Genomic DNA, 22858 nt, shown 5'->3' with positions numbered 1-22858 from the left:
GGCCCTGCCGGGGGCCCAGAGCACGGCGCGTGCCGGAGGCGCTCCACCCGGGCGCCAGAGGAGGGCCACGGGGAACGCGAGGACACGCGGGCAACAAGGAGCTGCGAGGTGTTGTCTGCCAGGCTACGGGCGCGGGTGGCGCAAGCGGCCACCCGCGCCCTTCACGTCAAGGCGGTGCTACTGGATGCTCCACACCACGGTGCCGCCGCAGGTGCCGGACGAGTAGCAGCCGGCGCGAATCTGCAGGGTGGTGGCCGCGGTGGAGGTGTACGTCAGGCTGGAGCCCCGGCCGCCGCACGCGTCGTCATTGCCGGCCGCCTGCGTGGCGCCGTTGAAGAGCCGCAGGTAGGTGTCGCCCGTGAAGGACGCGCCCGTCAGGCCGCAGGTGGCCACGGTGATGGTCTTCCCCGCGGCGATGGAGACGCTCTCATTGACGGTGTTCTGCTGGGCGCTGTTGGTGTTGCTGGCGTTGAAGCTGAAGCTGCCCGTGGTGGGGCCGGTGGAGCCGCCGGTGGTCGTCCACGCGACGCTGCCGCTGCAGCTCCCGCTCGAGTAGCAGCCCGCGTTGATGATGTAGTCGCCCGCGGCGGGGGCGACGTAGGAGATGCTGGAGCCACGGCCGCCGCAGGCGTCGTCGTTGGCGGAGACCTCGGCGCCGGCGGCGTTGCGCAGGCGCAGGTACGTGTCACCCGTGAAGGACGCGCCCGTCAGGCCGCAGGTCGCGATGGTGAGCGTCTGCCCCGCCGTCAGCGCGATGGCGTAGTTGGTGGTGTTCGCCTGGGCGCTGTTGGTGTTGCTGGCCGAGTAGTTGAACGGGTTGCCCGGCGGCGGCGGCGGCGGCGGGGGCGGAGGAGGCGGCTCGGTGGTGCCGCACAGGCGCTGGCTGCCCGCGACGGAGCAGTAGTGGTCCACGGCGGGGCGCACGTAGGTGATGTCCTCGCCACGGCAGCCCGTGTCGGTGCACTGGTTCACCACGCGGCAGCTGCCCTGGCTGACGTAGTCCGTCTCGCCACGGACCAGGATGCCGGCCACGGTGAAGTTGTCGTTCTCGTAGACGCCCGAGCCGGAGTTGCCGCCGAAGGTGTCCGTGTTGGCGATGAAGTAGTCCACCGTGCCGGAGCGGGCGTCACGCACCCAGCCGCCGTCGTCAATCTTGAACGGGATGCCGCTGCCGGAGCCAATCACGGACACGCCGGTGTTCACCGGCAGGGCGGCGCTGCCCGGACGGATGGGCGCCGGCTCGAAGCGCGGCGTGGCCGGACGGTCCAGCCGGGCGATGGCGTAGTCCAGGTTGCGGCCGTTCACCGTGCCCAGCTCGCGCGCGACGATGGACTGACAGGAGAAGACGTCCTGCGTCGTCACCGTCTGCAGCCCCGAGGCCGACGTGCGGTAGAAGTTGAAGACGAAGCGGGTGTTCGAGCAGTCCGACGTGCTGATGCAGTGGCCCGCGGTGAGCACCAGGTCGTCATCAATGAGCGTCCCCGAGCAGAAGGCCGGGGTCGGGTCGCTCAGGAAGCGCTGCGTGGAGCACAGGTTGTAGGCGCTCTGCAGCGTGGACGCGTTGAAGGTGATGTTGTTCGGGTTGGAGGTGTTGAGCGCCGACGGGCGCATCAGCGCCACCGTGGACTTCTCCGCGCGCTGACGCAGCGCTGAAGAGGCCGTGTACGCGTAGACGTCCGTGCGGTGGTCGGCGCCGTAGATGACCTCCTGCTGGTCGGCGCCCAGCGCCGGGGACTTCTCGTCCACGGGGTCCATTTCGGGAGCCGGTCCACAGGCCGCGACCGACACGGAACACAACAACGCGCCGAACAGCTTCCGGCGCAGGGGGATACGGGTGATGCGCATGGGCGACCACTCCTGCGATGAGGGCCCGCCAGAACGGACGAGCAAGGCCACTCTACGCCCGCCTCCGACATCATTTCATGCAATTCAGTTACAAACTGAACAACCCGACAGAGCCATTGAAAAGTTATTACTTGGTTTCACTGCCGTAGGCATTTTCGAGCAGAACGTCGCTGCGCGAGCCCGAGGCCTTGGCGGCTTCGACGTCCAGGCCCTCGCCATGGCCGCGGCCACGGCCTTCGAACAGCAGGGACGCGCCATTGAATGACGCGGTGCGCGGGCACGACGGCAGCTTCAGGCCGGAGCGCAGCAAGTCACACGGCAGCGAGCGCGCGGTGTCGAACGTCGCGTCGCCCTCCGTCTCCGCGCGCAGGTAGTGCACCCGCCCCGCCGCGAAGCGCAGCGACACCAGCCCGCGTCCCAGCAGGCGCTCCACCTCCGCGCGGGGCCGCGCCTGTCGCCAGGGCTCCTGCCCGCCCTGGGAGAAGGTCAGCCACCTGCGCCACTTCAGCGGCGCCAGGCCCAGGGCCTTCGCGTCCTCGGACCGCACGCGCACGGTGCCGCGAAAGGCCTGGCAGTGCGTGGTGTCACAGACAGGGCGCCCCGGGTGACGGCTGTGGCCGTGCTGCTCGTTGTGCGCCACCACCCGCGCCAGCGCCACGCGAGGCTCGCCCGTCAGCGTCGCGTCCTCGGCGGACACCACGCCCGCCGCGTACCGCAGGCGCGTGGTGCGGAAGATGAAGTCGGAGCCGCGCCGCGCCTTCATCGCGCTAGGGGTGGTGGGGACGCCCGGCGGCGGCCGGTACGGCGGAGGCTCCGAGGTGATGAAGACGCCCGCGTAGTCACGCCCTCCTTCCGGACCGCCAGGGAAGCGCACGCGCCAGGGCGCGCCCAGGCACACCGCCGCGCCGCGCTTCGTGAGTGAGGCCAGCGGCGCCCAGTCCTCCGCGCCCACGCGCGGCCCCCCCTCCACCAGCGAGAAGCCCGCGCCGGCGCACCGTGCCTCCACGTCGCCAGCGGGCAGCAGTCCCAGCACCTGCACACGCGCGGCTTCCAGTCCGGCCTGCTTGCGCGCGCGCGCCAGCGCCTTGGGCACTTCGTCCGCGAACTGGCGAGGCATGGCCCCGGGCCGCACCACCACCGCCACCAGGTCCGCGTCCACGGCGGCAATCCAGCCGAACTGGGGCCGGCTCGCCGCGTCGCGCACGGTGCCCGTCTTGGTGGCCACGCCCGCCAACGACTTCGACGCGGGCAACTCCGCCAGCGTGCCGCGCGCGGCGTTGTCCGCCAGCAGCGCCACCACCTCCGGCCGAGCCTCCGCCAGCAGCCGGTACGCCTGCGCCACGCCCCAGGGCGACAGGGCCCGCGTGGAGCGAAGCCCCGTCGCCTCCGCCATGTCCTCCGGCAGGCCCGTCAGCCCCACCGAGGCCAGCACTGGCCCCCACGCGCCGAAGGCCCGAGGCGCCGAGCCCCGCGCCTCCCAGTCCAGGAAGTAGCCATTACACGAGCGCAGCAGCGCGGTGCGCGCGTCCACCTTCGGCGGCAACCCCGCGCCGCAGAGCCACTCCGACACGCCCGGGCGCGGCGACAACACCGGGTGCTCCGCGCCCGCCGCGTACAGGAAGGGCTTGAGCACCGAGCCATATGGCAGCGCGCGCCGCACGTCGCCCTCCGACAGCAGCACCTCGCCCGAATGGCGGCTCACCACCACCGTGGCGGGCCGGGCCTCGCGCACGCCCACGCCCGCCAGCTCGTCAATGGACAGCGGCGACGCCCACCGCGCGCCGTCCTGGCACAGCCTGAGCCTGCGCGTCAGCGCCGGGGGGAAGCCCGGGGACTCGTTCAGCAGCCGCGCCAGCGCGCGCCGGGCCCGGGGCGTGTCCACCTCCGGCGCCACGGCCAGCGCCGACGCCGCGCGGGACAACGACAGGTAGGGCCCCTCCTTCCACGAGGGCAGCTCGCCGCTCACCGCCACGGCGAAGGCTTCGTGGAAGAGGCGGTCCTCGCTGGACTGGGGACACGCCCACCACAGGAGCTGGTGTGCCAGCTCGTGCCGGAGCGCCAGCCGCAGCCGCTCATCCAGCACGCCCGGCGTGTTCTGCCGCAGCTCCACCCACCCCGGGCGCCCCTGGCCATTGCGCTGGGGCGTCAGCGCCGCGCCCTTCTGGAGGACGATGGAGCCAGGAGGCTTCGCCGGCGCGCCTCCGGCCTCCTGGACGTAGCGCGCCTCCAGCGCCGTCCAGGCGGCCTCGGCCTCGCGGCGAAGCCCCGCCTCGGGCGTCACGTCGCCGCGAGTGACGAAGGTCGGGGTGGCCGCGAGCAGCACGGCCACCGTGACGGCCAACCCCATGGACTACAGGTCGCCCTGGCGCTTCTTGGAGGGCACCACCTTCAGCGAGTCCGCGGCCGTCCGCCCGTGGATGCTGGCGGCGTACATGTCCTCGATGTGGGCGGGCGGCGCGGAGAAGGTGCCGGCGAACTGCGCGCGCAGCACGTAGCCCACGGTGCGCGGGCTGTCGCTCCACCACGCCGGCTCCTCGAAGAAGAACGTCGCGCGCTCCGGGTCGAGCACGCGGCGCTTGAGCGCCTCGGCCGCCAGCGGCAGCGAGTGCGGGGGCCCGCGGAAGGCCTTGTCCTCCTGGAGCGGCACGAAGCCCGCGGGCACCGCGTCCTCCACCACGTAGTACGCCGAGCGCACGCGGTTGTCGCCGCGCGCGTCCAGCGTCAGCTCCACGTAGACCTCTTCACCCTGGGACACGGTGTCGTCCGCGCCCAGCCGCACCTTCCCGCCCTCGCGCAGCACGTAGTAGGCGCGCTGGATGGACATGCCCTCCGCCTTCGGCTGCACGGCGGACAGCGGGGTGCGCGTGGTGGCGCGCAGCGTGGCCACGCCGTCGAAGCCGCCCACGTCCACGGTGCGCGTGCCCGGCGCCAGCACCGCCACCAGGCCCAGCCCGCGCGGGGTGAACTTCACCGGCGCCTTCACGCCCTTCACCTCGGGCGCCTTCATGCCCTGCATCGCCTTCGCGTCACGCTCCAGCAGCCACAGCGAGTGCAGCAGCGCGGTGCTCCGGTCGAAGGTGGACAGGTCAGGCTCGGACAGCAGCTCCAGGATGCGGCGGCGCGCGCGGGTGATGTCCAGCGTGCCGAACGAGGCCGCGTGCGCGGCGATGGCCGTCAGGCCCACGCGCCGCAGCGGGAAGCGGAAGAAGGCCTCGGACTGCTCCAGCGGCTGCCCCGGCGTGTGGGCGGCCAGCGTGGCGTAGCCCTGCGCGCTGCGCGTGACCAACGCATTGATTTGGGACTGGAGCGCGGGCTCCTTGATGACGCCGGCCTTCTCCGCGGCCAGCACCGCCAGGGCCAGCGGGTACAAGTCCCCACCCTGAGCGCCCTGCACCAGCGCCCGGACGCGCGCGGCCTGCTTGGAGCCCTCCAGCCGGGCCAGCACGTAGGCGCGCGTGGCGTCGTACTCGGGCGGCAGGCCCTCCTGCGCCTCCAGCCAGCGAGCGCTCTCCACCAGGCGCGGGTCGGCGCGGTCCACCAGCCCCGCCTCGGCCGCGTAGGCCAGCCCATCCAGCGCGATGAGCGTCAGCGGCAGGCTCGGCGTCTCATAGCCGCCGAACCAGGTGAAGCCGCCGCCCTTCACCGACAGGTCGAGGATGCGCGCGGTGCCCTGCACGGAGCGGCTGCGCGCCTCCGCCAACAGCGCCTGCGTGTCCGTGTCCAGCTTCGCCAGCGCGCCCGCCTTCTGGAGCACCTGGTACACCGCCACGTTGGGCACGGTGGTGGACACGAGCTGCTCCAGGCAGCCGTAGGGGTACGTGAGCAGCTCGCGCACGTTGGCCAGCGCCGCGTCCACGATGGACGGCTGGAGCACCAGCTCCACGCGCGCCAGCGTCGCCTCCTTGGGCGCGGGCACCTCCAGCGCGCCGCCGCCCCAGGCGCTCACCTTCACCACGTCCTCCACCGCCGCCGGCCCCACCTCGAAGCGCTTGAGGTCCATCAGCGGGTCCTTGCCGCCGGCCACGTTCACGGTGAGCTGGGCCGCGCCCGTGGACGCGGCCTTCAGCGTCAGCGGCACCACCTGCTCGCCGCCCTTGGCCAGCTCCACCTTGTGCTCGGACTGGTCCGCCTTCAGCGCGCCCAGCGACGCCAGCTTCACGTCCAGCAGCTGGCTGGCTGGCGACTTCTCCCCCGCCGAAAGGCGCACGGAGGCGAGCGCCTCGTCACCTTCGCGGAGGAACTGCGGCAGCGCGGCGTAGAGGTTGAGACCGCCGCGCGTGGCGAACTCGGAGGTGCCCTCGCCGAAGCGGCCGGAGGTGTCCGCCGCCACCGCCGTCACCACCCAAAGCGTCTGGTTGGAGGGCAGCGTGAAGCGCACCGTGGCGCGGCCGTCCCGGTCCGTCACCACCGCCGGGTCCCAGTGCGCGGTGTCGCGCTCCAGGTCCTTCGTCTGGCGGCTGGGCGGCTTGATGGAGGCGAAGGCGTGGTCCGGCAGGCCCGCCATCTTCCGCGCCAGCGCCTCGCCGTAGCCGTAGCCCTGGAACTCCGAGGAGAAGAAGCTGGACACGTTGTTGCGCGCCGGCGGGTAGAAGAAGTCCAGCACCTTGGGCCGGAACTCGCTCTGGATGGCGTAGACGGCCTTGTCCACCACGCCCACGGAGAGCTGCGCCACCACGCCGCGGCCCTCGTGGTCCACCACGCGCACGTCGATGCGCTGCTCGGTGAGCGGCGTGGCCTCCGCGCGGCGGGGCTGCAGCTCCACCGTGAGGGTGCGCTCGCGCGGAATCACCCGGAAGGCCACCGTGCGCTCCTCCCAGCGGCCCGTGGCGGTGGGGTACGCGACGGACGCATACACCGCGCTGCCGAAGCGCTTCTCCACGTTGAAGCTGTGCACCAGCGTGCGGCCCGTCAGCTCCACCACCTGCGTGTCGTAGAGCGAGGCGCCCGACAGCGTCACCCACACCGGGCCCGCGTCACGGCCGCCCGAGCCCCAGCTGTCCGGCATCAGCGCCACCAGCTTCGCGGTGTCTCCCGGCGCCAGCGTCCCGGACAGCGAGGCCAGCGTCAGGTTGGGCACGCGCGCCACCGGCTCGTCCGCGCCGCCGATGACCAGCAGGGACTCCTCGCCCTGCCACGTCTCCCCGTTCTTGTCCTTCACCACCACGCGCGCCAGCACCGTGCCCACGTCCGAGGTGGGGACCTTCTCGCGGTGCGTGCCATCCGCCGCCGTGGAGAAGGAGCGCTTGCCCAGGCGCTTCTCCGAGCCATCCGCCGCGCGCCGCACGAACTCCACCTCGCCCTGCGTCACGCCGTAGGGCTTGCCCGACAGCGTGGTGGCGCGAATCGCCAGCGTCGCGTCGCCGCTCTTGGCCACGACGGCGTCGGAGTAACGCGCCAGGCCCAGCACCTCCACCTTCGACAGGAAGAAGGCGGACGTGGCGTTGGCGAAGGTCTCCTGGTCGTCGCGCGCGCGAACGGTGAGCGTGTACCGGTACGGCAGCCGCTCCTCGCCAGCGGCCAGCGCCGGCACGGCGACCTCGACCTCGGCCTCGCCGTTGGCGTCGAAGCCGCTGGCGCTGGACCACGGGTCGTCATAGGCGCCGCGCGCCTCCACGGAGGAGTACAGCCGCTCCGGCACGCTCAGCTTGCCCTCCGTGCTGGAGGCGCTGCCGTACGTCACGTCGCTGCCCTGGCCGCCCTTGCCCGCGTCATCCACCCAGGCGGGCGCGTCCAGCAGGCTGCGGTAGAGGAACACCTCGTACTTCGTCGCGTCGGGCGTGCCGCCGGCATAACGGCGGGCGCGCACCTTCGCGCGCAGCGTCTGCCCGGGCACCACCGTCTCCGACGCGGGCTCCATCTCCAGGTAGAACGTGGGCTTCACGTAGTCCTGCACGCGGGCCTCGCCCTGGTGCGGGTGCCCATCCACCTCCGCCTCCACGCGCAGCACGCCCGTGCCCAAATCCTCGGGCACCTTCAGCGTGCCGTGGAAGGCGCCGAACTCATCCACCGCGGCGCGCGTGGTGAGCGCGCGGCCCTCCTGCGAGACGAGCTTCACCGCCACCTGGCGCTTCTTCGGCGTGAAGAGGCGCGCCAGGAAGGTGTCCGGCTGGCGCACCACGCCGCGGAACTTCACCTCGTGGCCCGGCTTGTAGATGGGCCGGTCGCTGTAGATGAACACGTCCGGCGCCACCGCCAGCGCGGAGTAGAAGTCCGTGTCGACGATGGCCGTGTCCCCGCCCGCCGTCGCCGTGGCGATGACGCGCGGCTCCGACACCTCCAGCGTGACCTCGCCCTTCGCGTTCGTCTTCCCCACCGGGCCCTTGCCCTTGGGCAGGTACACCCGCACCTCGGCGCCCTCGCGCGGCTGCTGGTCCCGGCCCGCAACGCGCACCAGCACCTGGCCATCCGTCTGCTTGAGCTGCACCGTCAAGTCACTGACGACCAGCACCACCTGTCCCTCCACGCGGCCCTGCACCAACTGGAGCACGTAGGTGCCCGAGGGCAACGGCGCCAGCGTGACGCGGCGCTCCTGGAAGCCGCTGGGGCCACTGGCGTCGAAGCCGGGGACGTTGAAGTCCCGCTCGGCGCCGCCCAGGTCCAGGTTCAGCCACTGGCTGCGCGCCACCGTGAAGCCGGGCGGCACGCCCACCAGGCGCTCCGGTCCCTCGGCCACCTTGGCCAGCGGCTCGCCCGAGCCCGACGCCCGCGGCGGACGGGGCATGACGCCTCCCACCTCGTCCCGGAAGGCGGGGTTGAGCGTGTCGAGCAGGAACATGCCCGGCGTGCGCACCGCGTTGAAGCCCCGGCTGAGCGCGCGGCCCGGGTTCTTCAGCGTGGGCGGCGTCTGGTACGCGCGCCGCAAATCTCCCTGGGCGCGGATGAAGGCGTCCAGGTTCTCCGGCTTGAGGACGCGCAGCTCGACGGGGCCCTTGTCCTCGAAGGCGACGTCCACCGCCACCGGCTCCTGGGTGCCATAGGAGCGCGGGACGGTGATGTAGAGCGGCTTGGCCAGGGCCACGCCGGACAGCATGAGCGCGGACAGAGCCGCCAGTCGGATGAGGCACTTCATGACCCGAAACCTCCAGGAACCAGCGAATCGCCCTGCACGGTGCCGCGCAGGCCCAGGTACGGCAGCGACTCCAGGTCGCTCCGCGCCGCTTCGATTTCCGGGGGCGCCGCGCTCGGAATGGGAGCGTTGCGGCGGACCCGGAACTCGGACAGGTAACCATCCATGGTGAGCCCGCTGAGCAGCCGGCCCGTGTTCACCCCGAAAGCCACCGAGGTGGGCGCGCGCAGCCCCGCCACCACCGGGCCCGCCGCGTTGAGCATGTTGGGCTGCTGGCCCGCGCACGCCTTGCGCAGGCGCTCCAGCTCCGCGTCGTTCGACGCCAGCACCACGTGGTTGCAGTGGGTGCCGCGCACCAGCCGGTTGTAGCCACCGGAGAACAGCCCCTCCAGCGCGGCCGCGTCGTCGGTGCGGCCCCACAGCACGGCCAGCTCCACGGGCAGCTTCGCGTCACCGCGCGGCGTCCACACCAGCGCCACCTGGCGCGTGCGCGTGGGGCCCTTGCCGCCGCCCTCCTCCCAGTACGCCTTGAGCGTCTCGGGCTCCAGCGACTCCGGCAGCTTGAGCTGGAAGGCCAGCAGCACCGGCGTGTCCTCCGGCACCAGCTTGAGCAAATCATCGGACAGGGGCGCGGCGTCCAGGCGCGCGGGGCCGTCCAGCAGCTCGCCCGCGATGCCCCGGCCCACCAGCCGTCCCGCCTCAACGCCGAACTGGAGCCGCGTCCCCGGGGCCAACCCCACCACGCTCGACAAGAGCTGCACCTCGCGGCCGTAGGCCTCCGCGTCATAGCCCAGCTCCACGTCCACGCCGTCCTTCGCCTCCAGCTCCGGCAGCTCCGCGCACAGGCCGTGGAGCACCGCCACCGGGTGGCGCGCGAGCACCAGCCTGTCGTTGAGCCGCCCCGCCCACAGCGTCTGCTCCGCCACCAGCCAGCGCTTCATTTCGAAGGTGCCTTCCGAGCCGCCACCCGGGCAGTGCGGCGCCGTCATGCCGCCGCGGCTGGCCACGCCGTCCAGCGCCTCGTACGCGGACGTCGCGGCGCGGCCCGGCTTGGGGAGGATGAAGGCCGGCGTGCTGGCGCGCGCGTCACCGGCGAACCACGTCACGCGGAAGGGGGCGTCCAACAGCTGCCCCGCGAAGAGGTCCAGCACCGCGCCCTTGAAGCCCGCCTGGAGGTCCTCGCCGGTGGAGCCGAAGAAGGCGGCCCACGCGCCGATGAAGCCCTGGCCCAGCGGCTTCTGGAGCTGGTCGCGCAGCCACACGTTGGCCGCCAGCGCATCCCGCACCTTGCCCGGGTGGTGCACGTCCACCCAGAGGGCGGAGGGCGCGGCCGTGCCGGGCACCTCCAGCGCCGTCATCGCGGGCTCGGGCAGGCCTTCCACGCCGGCGCCCGCGCTGGGCGGGCCCTTGCGCTCACCGCCGAGCAGGTTCGTGACCGTGCCACCGCCGTCGCGGGACTCGCCGCTGCGCCGGCCCAGGAAGAAGGCTCCAGCCACGGCGCCGCCCACGAGGACGGTAACCACGCCGATAAGCAGCGCCTTGGGCGGGCCACTCTTGGGAGACGTCATGACATCCACTCCTTGAAACGGAAGAAGCCGAGGAAGGAAGCGTTCTGCGGCACCGGGCGCCACTCCAGCGGCGCCTCGGTGGCCAGGTGGTGGAGGACGCCGGTGCGCACCGCGGCGCCCTTCTCCCCCGGGTGGTAGACGACGCGCGCGGGCGCGTGGGCCCGGTCCTCCGGGCGCACCACCAACATCAAGTGGAAGATGGGGCCCGCGTCCTGCTCCTGGCGGAAGGCGAGCACGTCGCCGGTGCGCAGCGACTCCCGGGTGGCGTCGTCGCGGCCCAGGAGCTGGAAGCTGTGCTGGAGCAGCACCTCCGCGTCCGCGAAGTCCGATGGGCGGCCCCGGCCGTCACGCCACAGCGGCGTGGACAGGCGGTCCGAGGCCATCTGCTTGTATGCGGAGCGGAAGGCGAAGCGGATGAGGCCCGCGCAGTCACGCTGGTCCGGATGCCACGCGGCGTCCTGCTTGCGGACCTGGGCCAGCGCCACGCGCGCCACCAGCCGGCGGAGCAGCACGTCGCGCGCCTCGGGCGTGGATGACGCCGCCGCGTCCTGGGGCATCGCGTCCGATGCCGCGTGGGTCCGCGCACTGGCCAGGCCGGACGCGGACGGCGCGGACGCCTGAGGCCGCACGCCAGCTGTTCCGTTCGCCAGTGGCGCGGACGCATGGAGCAGCAGGAGCACGGGAAGGACGCGGCGCATGGGCGTGGAGCCTCCGGACGACGGAGGCGTCAGTACTCACCTTCGCCGTTGCCATTGGACTGGAGCGCCTTGAGGGCCTCATCCAGGTTCTTGGGCCACGCGGCGTGCTTCGGACGCGGGTCCTGCGAGGGCACATACACCTCCGCCTGCCCGGCCCCGAGCACGTTCACCCAGGCCAGCACGCGGGTGGTGCCCGGCGTGGCCAGGGGGATGCGCACCATGCGGCGAATCTCGCTCGGCGTGCCCTCGAAGAGCGACAGGTTCAGCGTGGCCACGGTGTGGGCCTTGTCACCGCTGGGCCAGTAATTGGTGGCCACCAGGTACACGCCCTTGGGCGGCGCGCGGTGGATGTAGAGGTACGGGCCATACGCGGGCTGGTCGAAGTCTCCACCCTGCGAGTTGAGGAAGAAGGTGCCCCCGGAGGGGCTCGCGGTGTCGGCCCAGTACACGTGCGCCATCTTCTGCACGTCCAGGGTGTCGCCCTCGGCGCTGGCGTCGGTGGGCTCGTACAGGTGCAGGTCGGTGTAGACGCCGTCGGTGTCGCTGGTGAGCACCACCTTGAAGGGCACCGGCGGAATCTGCGCGTAGCTGGTGGCCTGGGCGCGCGCGGTGCCGGCCTGGTTGGTGGCCATCACCGTGACGACGTTCTTCCCGCTGGCCGCGGGGAACTTGCGGCTGAAGCGCCCGCGGTACGTGCGCATCAGGTAGCGGTCGCCGTTGATGGACACCACCACCGGGTCAATGGTGGTGTCGCTGACGGTGCCCTCGATGAGCATCATCCGGTCCACCGTCCAACCGCCCGAAGGCGCGGACAGGGTGACGACAGGGAGCGTCTTGCCCTTGCCAATGGGCACGCCCTGTTGACGGGGATTGGCGGCGGGCGTCTGCGCCAGCAGCACGGCGAGGAGGACAGGCAGCATGACGCGTCCTTGATGGGAGGAGGTCCACGAGCGTTCGCGGGCGGACAGACTGCGGCAGCAGTGCCCTCCATTTCAAGTCGCCTGCCAGCCTGCTGGGCGGCGAGCCACGCCTTCCCGACCTCCGAGAGGCGCCACACGCGGTGGGAATCAAGACCCACCGCGTGCCGGCAATCCCTCAGGACGCCGTCGGGCTCTGCGCCTCGGCTGCTGCCGGCGCGGCCTGCGCTTCCTTCTTCTCCTCGGCCTTTTCTTCGGCCTTCACCTCGGCCTTTTCTTCGGCCTTCGCCTCGGCCTTTTCTTCGGCCTTCGCCTCGGCCTTTTCTTCGGCCTTTTCCTCAGCGCCGCCGCTGGCACCAGCCGGCTTGCCTGTGGCAGGGGCGCCCGGAGGAGCGGTCCGCTTGGCGGCGCTGGCGGCCTGACGAACCAGCTCGCGGGCCTTCTGCGCCACCTTCGGCGTGGGCGCGAGGATCATGAACATCAGACGCCCTTCCATGCGGGGCATCTGCTCCACGATGGCCACGTCCTTCAGGTCCTTGGCCACGTCGTCGAGGATGGCCGTGCCCTGCTCCTTGTGCGTGATTTCACGACCACGGAACTGGATGACGACCTTCGCCTTGTTCCCGTCCTCGATGAACCGGCGGGTATTGCGGACCTTGAACTCGTAGTCGTGCTCTTCCGTCTTCGGACGGAGCTTCACTTCCTTGAGCAGGACCGTGACCTGGGCACGCTTCGCTTCCGAGGCCTTCTTCTTCTCCTCGTACTTGAACTTGCCGTAGTCCATGATCTTGCAGACCGGAGGACTGGCCATGGGGCTGATTTCAACGAGGTCCAGCCCCTCTGTCCGGGCGCGATCCAGCGCCGCCTCGAGAGGCATGACCCCGAGCTGGCTACCGTCAGAGCCGACGACGCGGACCTCACGGGCACGGATACGGCGATTGGTTCTCTGGTCGCGGCTCCCGCCGCGGCTGCTTCTCTGTTCGCGAATGATGGTGACTCTCCTCCGAATTGGGTTTCAGGCCTGCCCACCCAAAGGTGTGGCAGGCAGGTCCACGACAACAAGGGACCGTACACACATGTGAAGCGCCCCGCCCTGCTTGGGACCCACGCCTGGCAGTGTAACCCGCGGGCGCAGGAGTACATCCCAATGCCCGCTCGCCCGGTAGGAAGGGGAGCCCTGGGTGAACTTTCCTCTTTGGGGGACGGTAACGCCAGAGATAACGCCCGAGCCGTCCACCTGCCGTGGAACCATGCCCCCAATGTACCCCCCAAGGGCCCTCTGGGGGCGCCACTCCAGCTCGACCTGGGGGGCCGGGAATTGCCGGGTGGGAAACAGACAGGCGTGGACGGAACGTTCCTTCCAGCCCGGACCCGGACCCGGAGTCACGGCAGGAGGCCCACGCCCTGCGCTGCCCACTCGCTCCCCGGGGCGGTGCGCAGGGCGTCCACGGGCGGGGGCAGCCGCTCGCAGACGGACGGGTGCTCCGGAGGCATCTGCTCCGTGCTGGCGAGGCGGGCCCGGTTGAGCTTGCCCGTCATGCGTCACCAGGCGGCCGGCGGCCTACGTCACGGCGGGCGCCCCGGGTGGCCCGGGCCGTCCACAGCTCCAGCGCGCGGGTGGGCGTCCCCGCGTCTCCGCAGCCTCCGTCCGGAATGTGTCCCGTGAGAGAGTCGGCCGTCTCCGCATTGGAGTGACACCATGAGTCCGCCCCGTCCGCCCATCTCCGCCGTGATTGCAGGGCTGCTCGAAACGCTGGCCCGGGAGGACCGCTCCGTGGCCACGCCGCCCGCGGCGCAGACTTTCGATGAGGCCGCGCGGGCGCTCTACGCCATCGCCGGGCAGACGCGGGCCGCGCACTTCTCGGTGTGGGCGGACACGCTCGAAGACGGGCAGGACGCCGCGGGCATCAGCTTCTTCTATGACGTCCCCGACACGTCGGCGCGGCCGGGGCTGCTCGGCGCGGAGAAGCGCGCGGTGCGGCATGCCCTGGACCTGTCGCTTCACGGGCCGCTCACGGAGGCCATGGCGGCGCTCGCGAAGCGCGGCGCCGATGCCCGGTGGCCCGACCGCGGCAGCGTGCCGTTCCCGTTCGAGGCCCGCGACCCCGACGTGGCGTTCCGGGTCCTCTTCCAGCCGGGCGCGCTGGGCCCGTGGGTCATCTCCGTGGCCCGGGACCGGCGGACGCGGGACGCGTTCCCCTCGTTCGCCTCGCTGCCCTTGTCCGCCGAGGAGTCCGGCTTCCTGTCGGAGCGGTTCCTCCAGCTCGACTCGCTCTTCCAGGGGCAGGGGGTGCTCTTCACCGGCGCGCGCGGCTCGGGGCGGACGACGTCGCTCCACGCGGCCATCGAGGCACTCCCGGATGGTGTGCGCGGGCTGGCCGCGATGGAGACGCCCCGCGCCACGGACCTCCGCTTCGGCATCGTCCAGCCCGGAGGTGAGGCGACGATGGCGGGCACGCTCCGCGCGTTCCTGAGACAGGACCCGGACCTGGTGTTCGCGGACGAGGTCCGCACGGACGAGGAACTGCGGATGCTCATCAACGCGTCCCTGACAGGGCACGCAACGGCGGGCGTGCTCGAGGCCCAGACGCCCGAGGCCGCGCTCCAGCGGGTGCGCGCCGCGCTCCCCGACGTTTCCGTGGCGCCGCTCCTGGTCCATCACACCGTGGACGCACCGTCCGGCGCACGCACGGTGGCGCTGTACCGCGTGGTGGCGGATGGGACGGGCCCGGGCCGCGTCGAGCGCTGGCGGCCTGACTGAACGCCGTGCGTCCGCTGGCCCACGCGGGCGGCCACCCGGCGCTCGCGCGGAACGCGGCGGATGTGCGAAACCTCAAGGGATGAAGCGTCACGCCCCGGCCTCGGAACGCAATCGCGAGCCCCTGCTCGCCGTCCTCCGCGAAGTCCTCCCCGCCTCCGGCAGGGTGCTGGAGGTGGCCAGCGGCACGGGTCAACACGCGGCCTGGTTCGCCCGCGCCCTGCCCCACCTCGTCTGGCAGCCCACCGACGTGGACGCGGAGTCGCTGGAGAGCATCGAGGCGTGGCGCGCCGAGGAAGGCCCGCCCAACCTGCTGCCCCCGCGCCGGCTCGACGCGAGCGCGGAGTCCTGGCCGGAGACGGACGCGGACGTCATCCTCAACGTGAACATGATTCACATCTCCCCCTGGGCGGCCTGCCAGGGACTGATGCGGGGCGCGGGCCGGGCGCTGCCTCCCGGCGGGCTGCTCGTCCTGTACGGCCCCTACTTCGTCGAGGGCCGCGAGACGGCCCCCAGCAACCTGGAGTTCGACGCCTCCCTCCGCGCCAGGAATCCGGCGTGGGGCGTGCGGTCGCTGGAGGCCGTCACCGCCGAGGCCGCCCTGCATGGCCTGGAGCGCGAGCGCGTGGTGGACATGCCCAGCAACAACCTCACCGTGGTCTTCCGCAAACCCCGTCCCCCGGTGTCCCCGCACTGAAGGCCGCCCGACACCGCGCCGGCTGAGTGCGGACCGCCGCACACGCCCGCGGCGCAGGCCCCCTTCACGCCCGGCACGCGCGCCCCTACCCCCATCCCGTTGCGAGACGTGGGCGGGACAGGGGGCACACCATGCCGGACGCACCAGCGAGGGCCCGCGCGCCGGAGGCCGTGTTGTTCGCCTCCGCCCTCCCGGGCCACGTGACTGGGGCCCGGAGCCATCAACGCACGCTGGTGCTGGTCCTGGCCGCCGTCGGGCTGCACGTCGCGGCGCTCTTCGGCGCGGCCTCGCTCTGGCACGGCCTGCCGCGACGGCTCGAAGGCGAAACCACCCGGGGAGAGGTCCTCGTGCTCCGGCTGACCGCCATGCCGCCTTCGGCGCCCGTGGGGGATGTCACCGGGACGGCCCCCGTGGCCCCTCGCCCCCGGACCGCGCGCGGGGCTCGGCCCTTGCGCGCGCCCACGCCGCCGCGCACCGCCGCGGCACCGCGCGCCCCCGAGCCCGAAGCGCCGCTGTCCGTCGGGCGCCCCGCCGGCGTCCCAGCCCACGGCCGTGACAGCCTGGCGGGCCGCGCCGTGGCGGGCATCACCCAGCGCGCCCTGGGGCCGGGCTTCCCCGGGCTGCTCGTGGAGCCGCCGCCCGCCACGGTCCCCGACAACCGCGAGGACGCCGCCCGGCGCTCCTTCGAACAGATGTTCCGCGACCGCTTCGAGGACGTGCCCTACCCCCACGAGGCGCGGATGGCGGGCATCGAAGGGTCATTGGTGCTGCGCATCTCCGTGGGCGTGCAGGGTCAACTGGTGGCCCTGGGGGTGCTGGGCCCCTGCCCCCACCGCCTCTTGTGCGAAGCCGCGCAGGAGGCGGTGCGGCGCGCCGCGCCCTTTCCACCGCCGCCCCCGGCGCTCGGCGACCGGGTCACCGTCGAGCTGCCCTTCAACTACCACCTGCGATGAGCGCGCGTGCGAGGCCGCGCTAGCCGGCGCGCATCCATCCTTCGCGCTCCAACAGGCCGGCCACGCGGGCGGCCAGCTCGTCGCGGATGCGGTGGACCAGGACGTCCGACTTGTCCTTGGGGTCCTCCAGCGGCCAGTCCTCGCGCTGGAGCCCCGGTACCTGGGGACAAGCCTCGCCACATCCCAGGGTGATGAGCCATTGCGCGCCCTGGGCCAGGTCGTCCGTGAGCAGGCGGGGCTTCACGTCGTGCAGGTCGATGCCGATGTCCCGCATGGCCGCGAGCACTTCGGGATGCACCTTGTCGCCAGGCTGCGTCCCCGCGGAGACGGCGCGCGCCTTCTGGGGGTCTACCATGACGTTGAAGAACGCCTCCGCCATCAGCGAGCGGCCAGCGTTGTGTACACAGGCGAAGATGACCTTGTTCATCAGACGTCCGACTCCATTCCTCAAAGGTTCACGCGCCCCTCCCCCCGCGCGAAGCGACTTTCAGTGTGTTCAATCGCTTGCATATCTCACGGACGGCTGGCCGCAAAGGATGAGGCCGGGCGGACGAAAGGCCACACGCGCCTACCTTTGGCGGGCGCAATCCATTGCGCATGTGAAAAACGCCTGCAACTGCAACGTGGCGCGCAACTGGGAGGCACACACGGGGGGGCGGCGGCCCGGCCCAGCGCCCCCGTGGAACGGGAGGCCTGGGCCGGGAACGCCCATGACACGGCGGAACGGCTACTCCAGGCCCGCGGCCTGACCTTCCGCGCCGGCGCCGCCCAGCACGAAGCCGTCGAAGGCCACGTTGGCCATCAGCTCCACGCGCTCCTTGTGCTTCTTCAGCAGCGCCACGTTGGCGGCGGCCGCCTTCTTGGATTCCTCGGACAGCGGCTGCTCCTCGTTCGCGCGGGTCTCCTCAATCGAGTCCAGCGTCTCCTGGAGCTGCGCCCGGGCCTCCTCCAACTGCGCGCGCTCCGCGTCGGCGAGCGAATCGTCCGCCAGCCGCTTGTCGACCTCGGCCAGCTGCGTCGTCATCATCTTCCGGCCCTGCTCCGCCGCGGCGCCAAGCTGGTCCAGGCTGTCGGCCACCATGGAGGCATAGACGGTGGTGGTGATGCTCTGGAACTCGGCGGGCGACATCCCCTGCGCCTTGAGGCCGGCGATGTACGCCTTGCGCACGTCCGCCATCAGCCCCATGAACAGCCCCGCGGCGTCCACGGCCGCGTTGAAGCCCGGCTTCTCGTCACCGTCGCCCGCGTGCTCGGCCTCGAACTCCTTGGACTTCACCTCGAAGGCCTTGAAGGCCGGCAGCGCCGACTCACGCACCGTCAGGTAGGCCAGCAGCCGCTGCTCGTCGAGCGGCAACACCTGCCCCTCCGGAGGCGCCTTGAATGGATTGCTGGCGTTGAGCTGCGTCAGCTCCTGCTCCTGGGCCTGCATCGTCTGCACGGCTTCGAGGCTGCCGCCGAACTTGTTCTTGGCCCAGATGCCACCCGCCAGCATCAAGCCAATGCCCGCCAGGATGAAGACACCGCAGCCGATGCCCAATCCGATGAGGACCTTCTTCATGAAACCCTCCAGGGAAGACGTGTCACCACGGACCCTGTGCTAGCCGGGCCGGGCCCCCTGGAGCAAGCGTCACGGTGTCACGGAGCGTTCGACACCCGGGCGAGCGAGCTGCGTGGGCTGGCGGGGCAGGCGGGCCTGGAACGTGGTGCCCTCCTGCGCCGTGGAGTGGACGCGGACCACGCCGCCGTGGGCATCCACGATGTGCTTCACGATGAAGAGGCCCAGCCCCAGCCCGCCCCGGGCGCCCTTTCGCTCCGGGCGCTTCATCGGTTCGAACAGGCAGGTCCGAAGCTCCGGGGCAATGGGCCCGCCCGAGTTGTGGACGGTCAGCAGCACGTCGTCACGCAGCCCCTGCGTGCGGATGCGCACCGGGCAGTGCTCCGGGCTGTAGCTGAGCGCGTTGTTGACCAGGTTGGTGATGACCTGCGCCAGCCGGTCCGCGTCCCACAGCCCATGGCCGTCTCCCCGGCACTCCAGCTCCAGCCTCCGCTCCGGGCGGGCGAGCCGGACCTCCTCCACCACCTGCCGTGTCAGCTCGTGCAGGTCCAGCCACCGGGGCTCCATGGGGATGCCCCCGCCCAGCCGGGCCTGCGTGAAGTCGAGCAAGTCCCTCAGCATGCGCGTGGCGCGCTCGGCGCTGGAGAGGATGCGGCCCAGTCCCTTGCGGAGCCGCTCATCCAGGCCCTCCCGCCGCAGCATCGCGGTGGCGGACATGCTGATGGCGGAGAGGGGATTGCGCAGGTCGTGGCTGACGATGCCGATGAGGAGCTGCTCGAACTCCGCGCGCCGCTTCGCCTCCAGCTCCGTCGCCCGCCGCTCGGTGATGTCCTGCATGGCGCCCACCATGCGCGCCGCGTGGCCCTCCTCGTCGCGAATCACCTGCCCCCGGTCGGAGATGACGGCCCAGGTGCCATCCCCGCGCAGGAAGCGGTACTCGTCCGTCCAATGGCTCGCGCCCTGGTCGATGACGGTCCGCATGTCCTGGGCAATCCGCTCGCGGTCCTCCGGATGGATGTGCTCCGTCCACCATTCGATGTCCCGCCGCGGGGCGCCCGGGGGCAGCCGGAACTGGACGGCGGCCAGCTCGCTCCATTCGATGGTCCCCGCGTCCAGGTCCCATTCGTAGATGACGTCGCTGGTCGCCAGCGTGGCCAACCGGTAGCGCAGCTCCGACTGGCGCAGCACCTCCTCGGCGCGCCGCCGCTCGCTGATGTCCAGCGACACGCCCGCCACGCTCATCACGCTGCCGTCGGGCCCGATGACGGGTGAGATGCCCGTCATGAAATAGGAGCCCGCCATCTCCACCTCCAGGGTGAAGGACTGTCCCTCCTGGGCGCGCAGCGTGGCGGCCACGAGGTCCGGCCGGTCGCGGTACACGTCGAACGCGGAGCGCCCCACGTAGGCGCCTCGCTCCAGTCCCAGCGCGCTCAGCCGCTCGCCCTCGAAGAGGGTGATGATGCCCCGCGCGTCCGTGGCCCAGAGGATGACGGGCAACTGGGTGACGATGCGGCGCAGGTGCTCACGTGCCTCGTCCCGCTCGCGCTCCAGCCGCTTTGACTCGGTGAGGTCCGCGGAGAAGCCACACACGCCAATGACGCGCCCCTCCACGTCCGGCAGGGGGAACTTGAGGGTCTGGAAGACGCGCGTCCCATCGGGGAGCGGCACGTGCTCGTCGATGGTGAGCTGCTGGCCCGTGTCCAGCACCTGCCTGTCGTTGAGGGTGAGGGTGCTGGCGACCTCCGAGGAGAACAGGTCGAAGTCAGTGCGCCCCAACACATCGCGCCGGAGCCTGCCGGAGGTCTTTTCGAAGCCGTGGTTCACGTAGAGGTACCGGCCCGCCGTGTCCTTGGCGTAGATGACCGTCGGCGCGTGGTCGAGCAGCCGGTGCAGCCAGGCCCCCGTGGCGCGCGCGGTGCGCTCATCCTCCTGGGAGGACTGGCCCACCGCCTCCGCCAGCCCCGCGTCGAGCACCTGGACCAGCGCGCGCAGCCCCGCGAGCTCCGGGACCCAGCCCACGGACTCCAGGCTCTCGAGGATGGCCTCACGCAATGCGCCATACTCGAGCACCAGCGCGTTGATGCCGAAGCCCGCCAGGTAGCGCTCACGTCCATACTCACGGCCCAGGGTGCGAGCCTCCGCCAGCCGCGCCTCCAGGGAGGGGGTTCGGAGCAGCCCCCCCAGCCGCCCCACGAGTTTGTGCAGCCCCCCCTCCTCCGAGCTCGCCAGGGGAGCGAGCGCACCGAGCGCGGAGCCCACCCCCGCCAGCCAGCGCCGGGTGATGTCCTCTCGCAGGACCTCCAGCGCATCCGGCAGCGTGAGCGTCGCCGTGACGCGTGAACTCATGCGCGCGCCGTCGTCGTTGATGATTGCCCTGGCATGTCCTCACCAGCCCCCCAGCCAGGAACGCCCGCCATCTCCATGCGGGCGGCGCGTGGCTGTTACCCTTGGGATACATCCCATCCCCCGGCCGGACTGCCCGTCTCCGAGTCAGGCTCGGATGAGGCCTCGTGGAAGAGGCGGCCACGCTGGCGCCTCTTCCGTCAGGTGGTTCACCGCTGACAGGGAACGGGCGCGCAAGCCCCCCAGACGCCGCGCCGCGCCAGCCGGGCCTGCGCCTCCAGGGCCTCGAACTCCGCGCGCCTCGAGCGGCCCGCGGGAGGAACGTGGAGCACGCAGGCATGGCCTCTCTCCACCAACAGCGTGTTCACCTCCCGGCCGTCCACGGACACGTAGGCAAGGAGCCGACCGAAGCGGTCCTCGCACGCCTCGCCATAGGTCAGTGTCACCCGCCTGCCGTCGACGAGTCCCCGGTTGAAGGCATGGGCCTCCGGACCGAAGCAGTCACCGCCCGCGCCCGTGCGCTCCGGTGCATCCGCGAGCAGGTAGCGAACACGCTCGCCGCGCTCCAGGACGATTGTGTCCCCATCCAAGACCTCCGCCACGCGTCCCGAAGCAGGGCCGCAAGCGACGTCCGCGTCACCCTCACCACAGGCGGCCAGCAAGCAGGCCACCGCAGCTGTCATCAAAGCGCGCATGAGCGGTTCACCCCTCCCGGCGTGCCCCGGTCGCCCCGGCCATAACGGGCCGTCTCGGGCGTGGGGCAGAAGCTCCCGGGCCAGTCATTGCGCTGCGGGTCGCTGCGCCCGGGGTCGAGCTGCGAGGACACACCTGGAATGGCCGCCCCCGTCCACGACACGGCGTCGAGCACGCGGCCTTCCACCGAGAGCAGGAGCTTCCGGCTGCCCGCGGTATTCGCCAGGTTGAAGTTGAAGGTGCCGAGCGCCGCGGGCAGCCCGCCGTTGCGGGACACATCCTCACTGCGCGCCAGGACGGCGCGGCTCCCGGCCTTCACGGCCAGGCACAGCGCCGAGTCGAACGTCGAGCGGCCCCCGCCCTCGTTGGACAGGGACACACCGTTGAGGTCCACGTCACGCAGCGCGAGCACCTCCACCCACTCCCCCGTGGCATCCGCCACCGCCTGGGGGTCCGCCATGAGCTCGGTGAGCACGAGCGAGCCCGCATCGGGCACCCTGCGCGCCCGAGCCCTTCCGGTAGTCCGGTCAATACATCCGTCCTCGAGCGTCCCGGCGTCCACGCCGCCATCGGAGGTTCCACCGTCGCCGTCGCCGCCCGGCGTGCCCGCGTCTCCCGCACAGACACGATTCCCGCGGCCGGGTGTCCCCTGGTTGCCGCGCGAGCCATAGGCGGCCGTGGCCGCGCACCATGCGGAGGGCGCGTCATTCTGGACAGCGTCCGCGAGCGGTGCGGACACCTGCGTGGCCACGCCATCCACCGCCAGACCGTAGTCGGCCGCATCGACCACCACGCCCCCCGCCTTCACCTGCAGCCGGCCGCCCGCGTTGCGCAGGTCCATGCTGAAGGTCGCCACGGGCGGAGGAAGCCCTCCGTTGAGGGTGGCATCCGTGCGGCGAGCCAGCACCGCGTACTCCCCCGCCGCGAGCGACAGGCACCCCTCCGCCTTCACGGTCGCCTCACCCGCCTCGGCGACCAGCGTCACGCCGTTGAGGTCCACGGGAGCCGTGGCCCTCAGCTCCACCCACTCCCCCATCGTGTCGTCGCCACGCGGATTGGCCATGACCTCGGTGATGACCAGGTCGCCAGGCGCGGGCGGCAGGACGGGCCTCACCGCGCCAGCGCCCGCGGGCCTGCACGTCGCCACCACGCCCGCGTCCTCCGGGACGCCCGCGTCACCCACGGGGCCACAGGGCGCGTTCGCGGCGCCAGGGCTCCCCTGGAACGCCCCACCGGCCCCCGCGTCGGGCGAGTCACACCAGCGGGCCAGGTCGTCGTTCCCCGCCATGTCCGGCACCAGGCGGCCGTCGTAGATGCGCGACACCCCGCTCTTCGCGGGCGCGGAGAGCGGGACCTCGTCCAACACCCGCGCCCCGCACCGGAGGCCCAGCCGTCCGCCCGAGTTCCCCAGCGCCCCCAGCCCGTCGCCATAGGCATGGTCGACATGCGCGGGCACCGGCCCGTCGCGCACATCGCCCAGCACCACGGAGTCACCCGCCGCCACCGTCAGCTCCTCGAGGACGGCGTAGGCCTTCTCCTGCGAGCCATCCGAGCGCGACGCGTAGAGCGTCAGCCCGTACAGGTCCACGGGCGCGCGCATGGGGTTGTGCAGCTCCACGTACTCCTGCCCCGTGTCCGTCCCCACCGGGTCGTTGAGGTACTCGGTGATGACGACGTCACCGGGCAACAGCCCCGCGCACGCCGCGTCCACGTCTTCGTCCAGGGGCGCCCCACCACACGCCCACGCGCCCGCCAACCCCAACAA

General features: G+C 72.0%; 16 protein-coding genes. 3 read left to right on the top strand and 13 right to left on the bottom strand.

Annotation, left to right across the window (positions count from 1 at the left end):
• Positions 1 to 177: 177 nt before the first annotated feature.
• The 8 genes from HV826_RS16675 to HV826_RS16640 all read right to left on the bottom strand — a co-directional run bounded on the left by HV826_RS16675 (position 178) and on the right by HV826_RS16640 (position 13633).
• Complete coding sequence (locus HV826_RS16675) at positions 178 to 1845, bottom strand: trypsin-like serine protease (protein WP_176418017.1); 1668 nt, start codon at positions 1843 to 1845, stop codon at positions 178 to 180.
• Between the two features lie 127 nt (positions 1846 to 1972).
• On the bottom strand, positions 1973 to 4192 hold the full coding sequence (locus HV826_RS16670) for a SpoIID/LytB domain-containing protein (RefSeq protein ID WP_176418016.1): 2220 nt from the start codon (positions 4190 to 4192) through the stop codon (positions 1973 to 1975).
• Positions 4193 to 4195: 3 nt separating this feature from the next.
• Positions 4196 to 8914 carry an MG2 domain-containing protein gene (locus HV826_RS16665; protein ID WP_176418015.1) on the bottom strand — a complete coding sequence of 1573 codons (4719 nt, stop codon included), beginning with the start codon at positions 8912 to 8914 and terminating at the stop codon, positions 4196 to 4198.
• Positions 8911 to 10479: a hypothetical protein gene (locus HV826_RS16660; protein ID WP_217918659.1), complete on the bottom strand. Its 1569-nt coding sequence runs from the start codon at positions 10477 to 10479 to the stop codon at positions 8911 to 8913. The genes HV826_RS16665 and HV826_RS16660 overlap by 4 nt, the downstream gene beginning before the upstream one ends.
• Complete coding sequence (locus HV826_RS16655) at positions 10476 to 11177, bottom strand: DUF1175 family protein (RefSeq protein WP_176418013.1); 702 nt, start codon at positions 11175 to 11177, stop codon at positions 10476 to 10478. The genes HV826_RS16660 and HV826_RS16655 overlap by 4 nt, the downstream gene beginning before the upstream one ends.
• Before the next feature lie 29 nt (positions 11178 to 11206).
• Positions 11207 to 12097: a DUF2135 domain-containing protein gene (locus tag HV826_RS16650; RefSeq protein ID WP_176418012.1), complete on the bottom strand. Its 891-nt coding sequence runs from the start codon at positions 12095 to 12097 to the stop codon at positions 11207 to 11209.
• Between the two features lie 175 nt (positions 12098 to 12272).
• Positions 12273 to 13025 (bottom strand): translation initiation factor IF-3, encoded by a 753-nt coding sequence (infC, locus tag HV826_RS16645; protein WP_407938404.1) that lies wholly within the window; start codon positions 13023 to 13025, stop codon positions 12273 to 12275.
• A 452-nt stretch (positions 13026 to 13477) separates the two neighbouring features.
• Positions 13478 to 13633, bottom strand: a complete 156-nt coding sequence (locus HV826_RS16640) for a hypothetical protein (protein ID WP_176418011.1) — start codon at positions 13631 to 13633, stop codon at positions 13478 to 13480.
• Between the two features lie 160 nt (positions 13634 to 13793).
• Here HV826_RS16640 and HV826_RS16635 point away from each other — a divergent pair, with 160 nt between their 5' ends.
• The 3 genes from HV826_RS16635 (at position 13794) to HV826_RS16625 (ending at position 16502) form a co-directional block, all read left to right on the top strand.
• Positions 13794 to 14855 (top strand): ATPase, T2SS/T4P/T4SS family, encoded by a 1062-nt coding sequence (locus HV826_RS16635; RefSeq protein ID WP_176418010.1) that lies wholly within the window; start codon positions 13794 to 13796, stop codon positions 14853 to 14855.
• A 79-nt stretch (positions 14856 to 14934) separates the two neighbouring features.
• Positions 14935 to 15549, top strand: coding sequence for a DUF938 domain-containing protein (locus HV826_RS16630; RefSeq protein ID WP_176418009.1), 615 nt, complete (start codon positions 14935 to 14937; stop codon positions 15547 to 15549).
• Positions 15550 to 15680: 131 nt separating this feature from the next.
• Positions 15681 to 16502, top strand: coding sequence for a TonB family protein (locus HV826_RS16625; protein ID WP_176418008.1), 822 nt, complete (start codon positions 15681 to 15683; stop codon positions 16500 to 16502).
• A gap of 19 nt (positions 16503 to 16521) precedes the next feature.
• Here the strand turns inward: HV826_RS16625 and HV826_RS16620 are convergent, their stop codons facing one another.
• The 5 genes from HV826_RS16620 to HV826_RS16600 all read right to left on the bottom strand — a co-directional run.
• Positions 16522 to 16929 carry a low molecular weight phosphatase family protein gene (locus HV826_RS16620; protein ID WP_176418007.1) on the bottom strand — a complete coding sequence of 136 codons (408 nt, stop codon included), beginning with the start codon at positions 16927 to 16929 and terminating at the stop codon, positions 16522 to 16524.
• A 300-nt stretch (positions 16930 to 17229) separates the two neighbouring features.
• Positions 17230 to 18060 carry a hypothetical protein gene (locus HV826_RS16615; RefSeq protein ID WP_176418006.1) on the bottom strand — a complete coding sequence of 277 codons (831 nt, stop codon included), beginning with the start codon at positions 18058 to 18060 and terminating at the stop codon, positions 17230 to 17232.
• 69 nt (positions 18061 to 18129) lie between these two features.
• On the bottom strand, positions 18130 to 20403 hold the full coding sequence (locus tag HV826_RS16610) for a PAS domain-containing sensor histidine kinase (RefSeq protein WP_176418005.1): 2274 nt from the start codon (positions 20401 to 20403) through the stop codon (positions 18130 to 18132).
• A 206-nt stretch (positions 20404 to 20609) separates the two neighbouring features.
• Positions 20610 to 21083, bottom strand: a complete 474-nt coding sequence (locus HV826_RS16605; protein WP_176418004.1) for a thermonuclease family protein — start codon at positions 21081 to 21083, stop codon at positions 20610 to 20612.
• A partial coding sequence (locus tag HV826_RS16600; RefSeq protein WP_255217261.1) for a lamin tail domain-containing protein occupies positions 21083 to 22858 on the bottom strand: 1776 nt, incomplete at its 5' end. The genes HV826_RS16600 and HV826_RS16605, both read right to left, overlap by 1 nt.

The sequence above is a fragment of the Myxococcus sp. AM010 genome (assembly GCF_013372585.1).
Classification (GTDB): Bacteria; Myxococcota; Myxococcia; order Myxococcales; family Myxococcaceae; genus Myxococcus; species Myxococcus vastator.
Note: the sequence above shows the minus strand (reverse complement) of the source record. Positions and strands in the feature narration are given on the sequence as shown.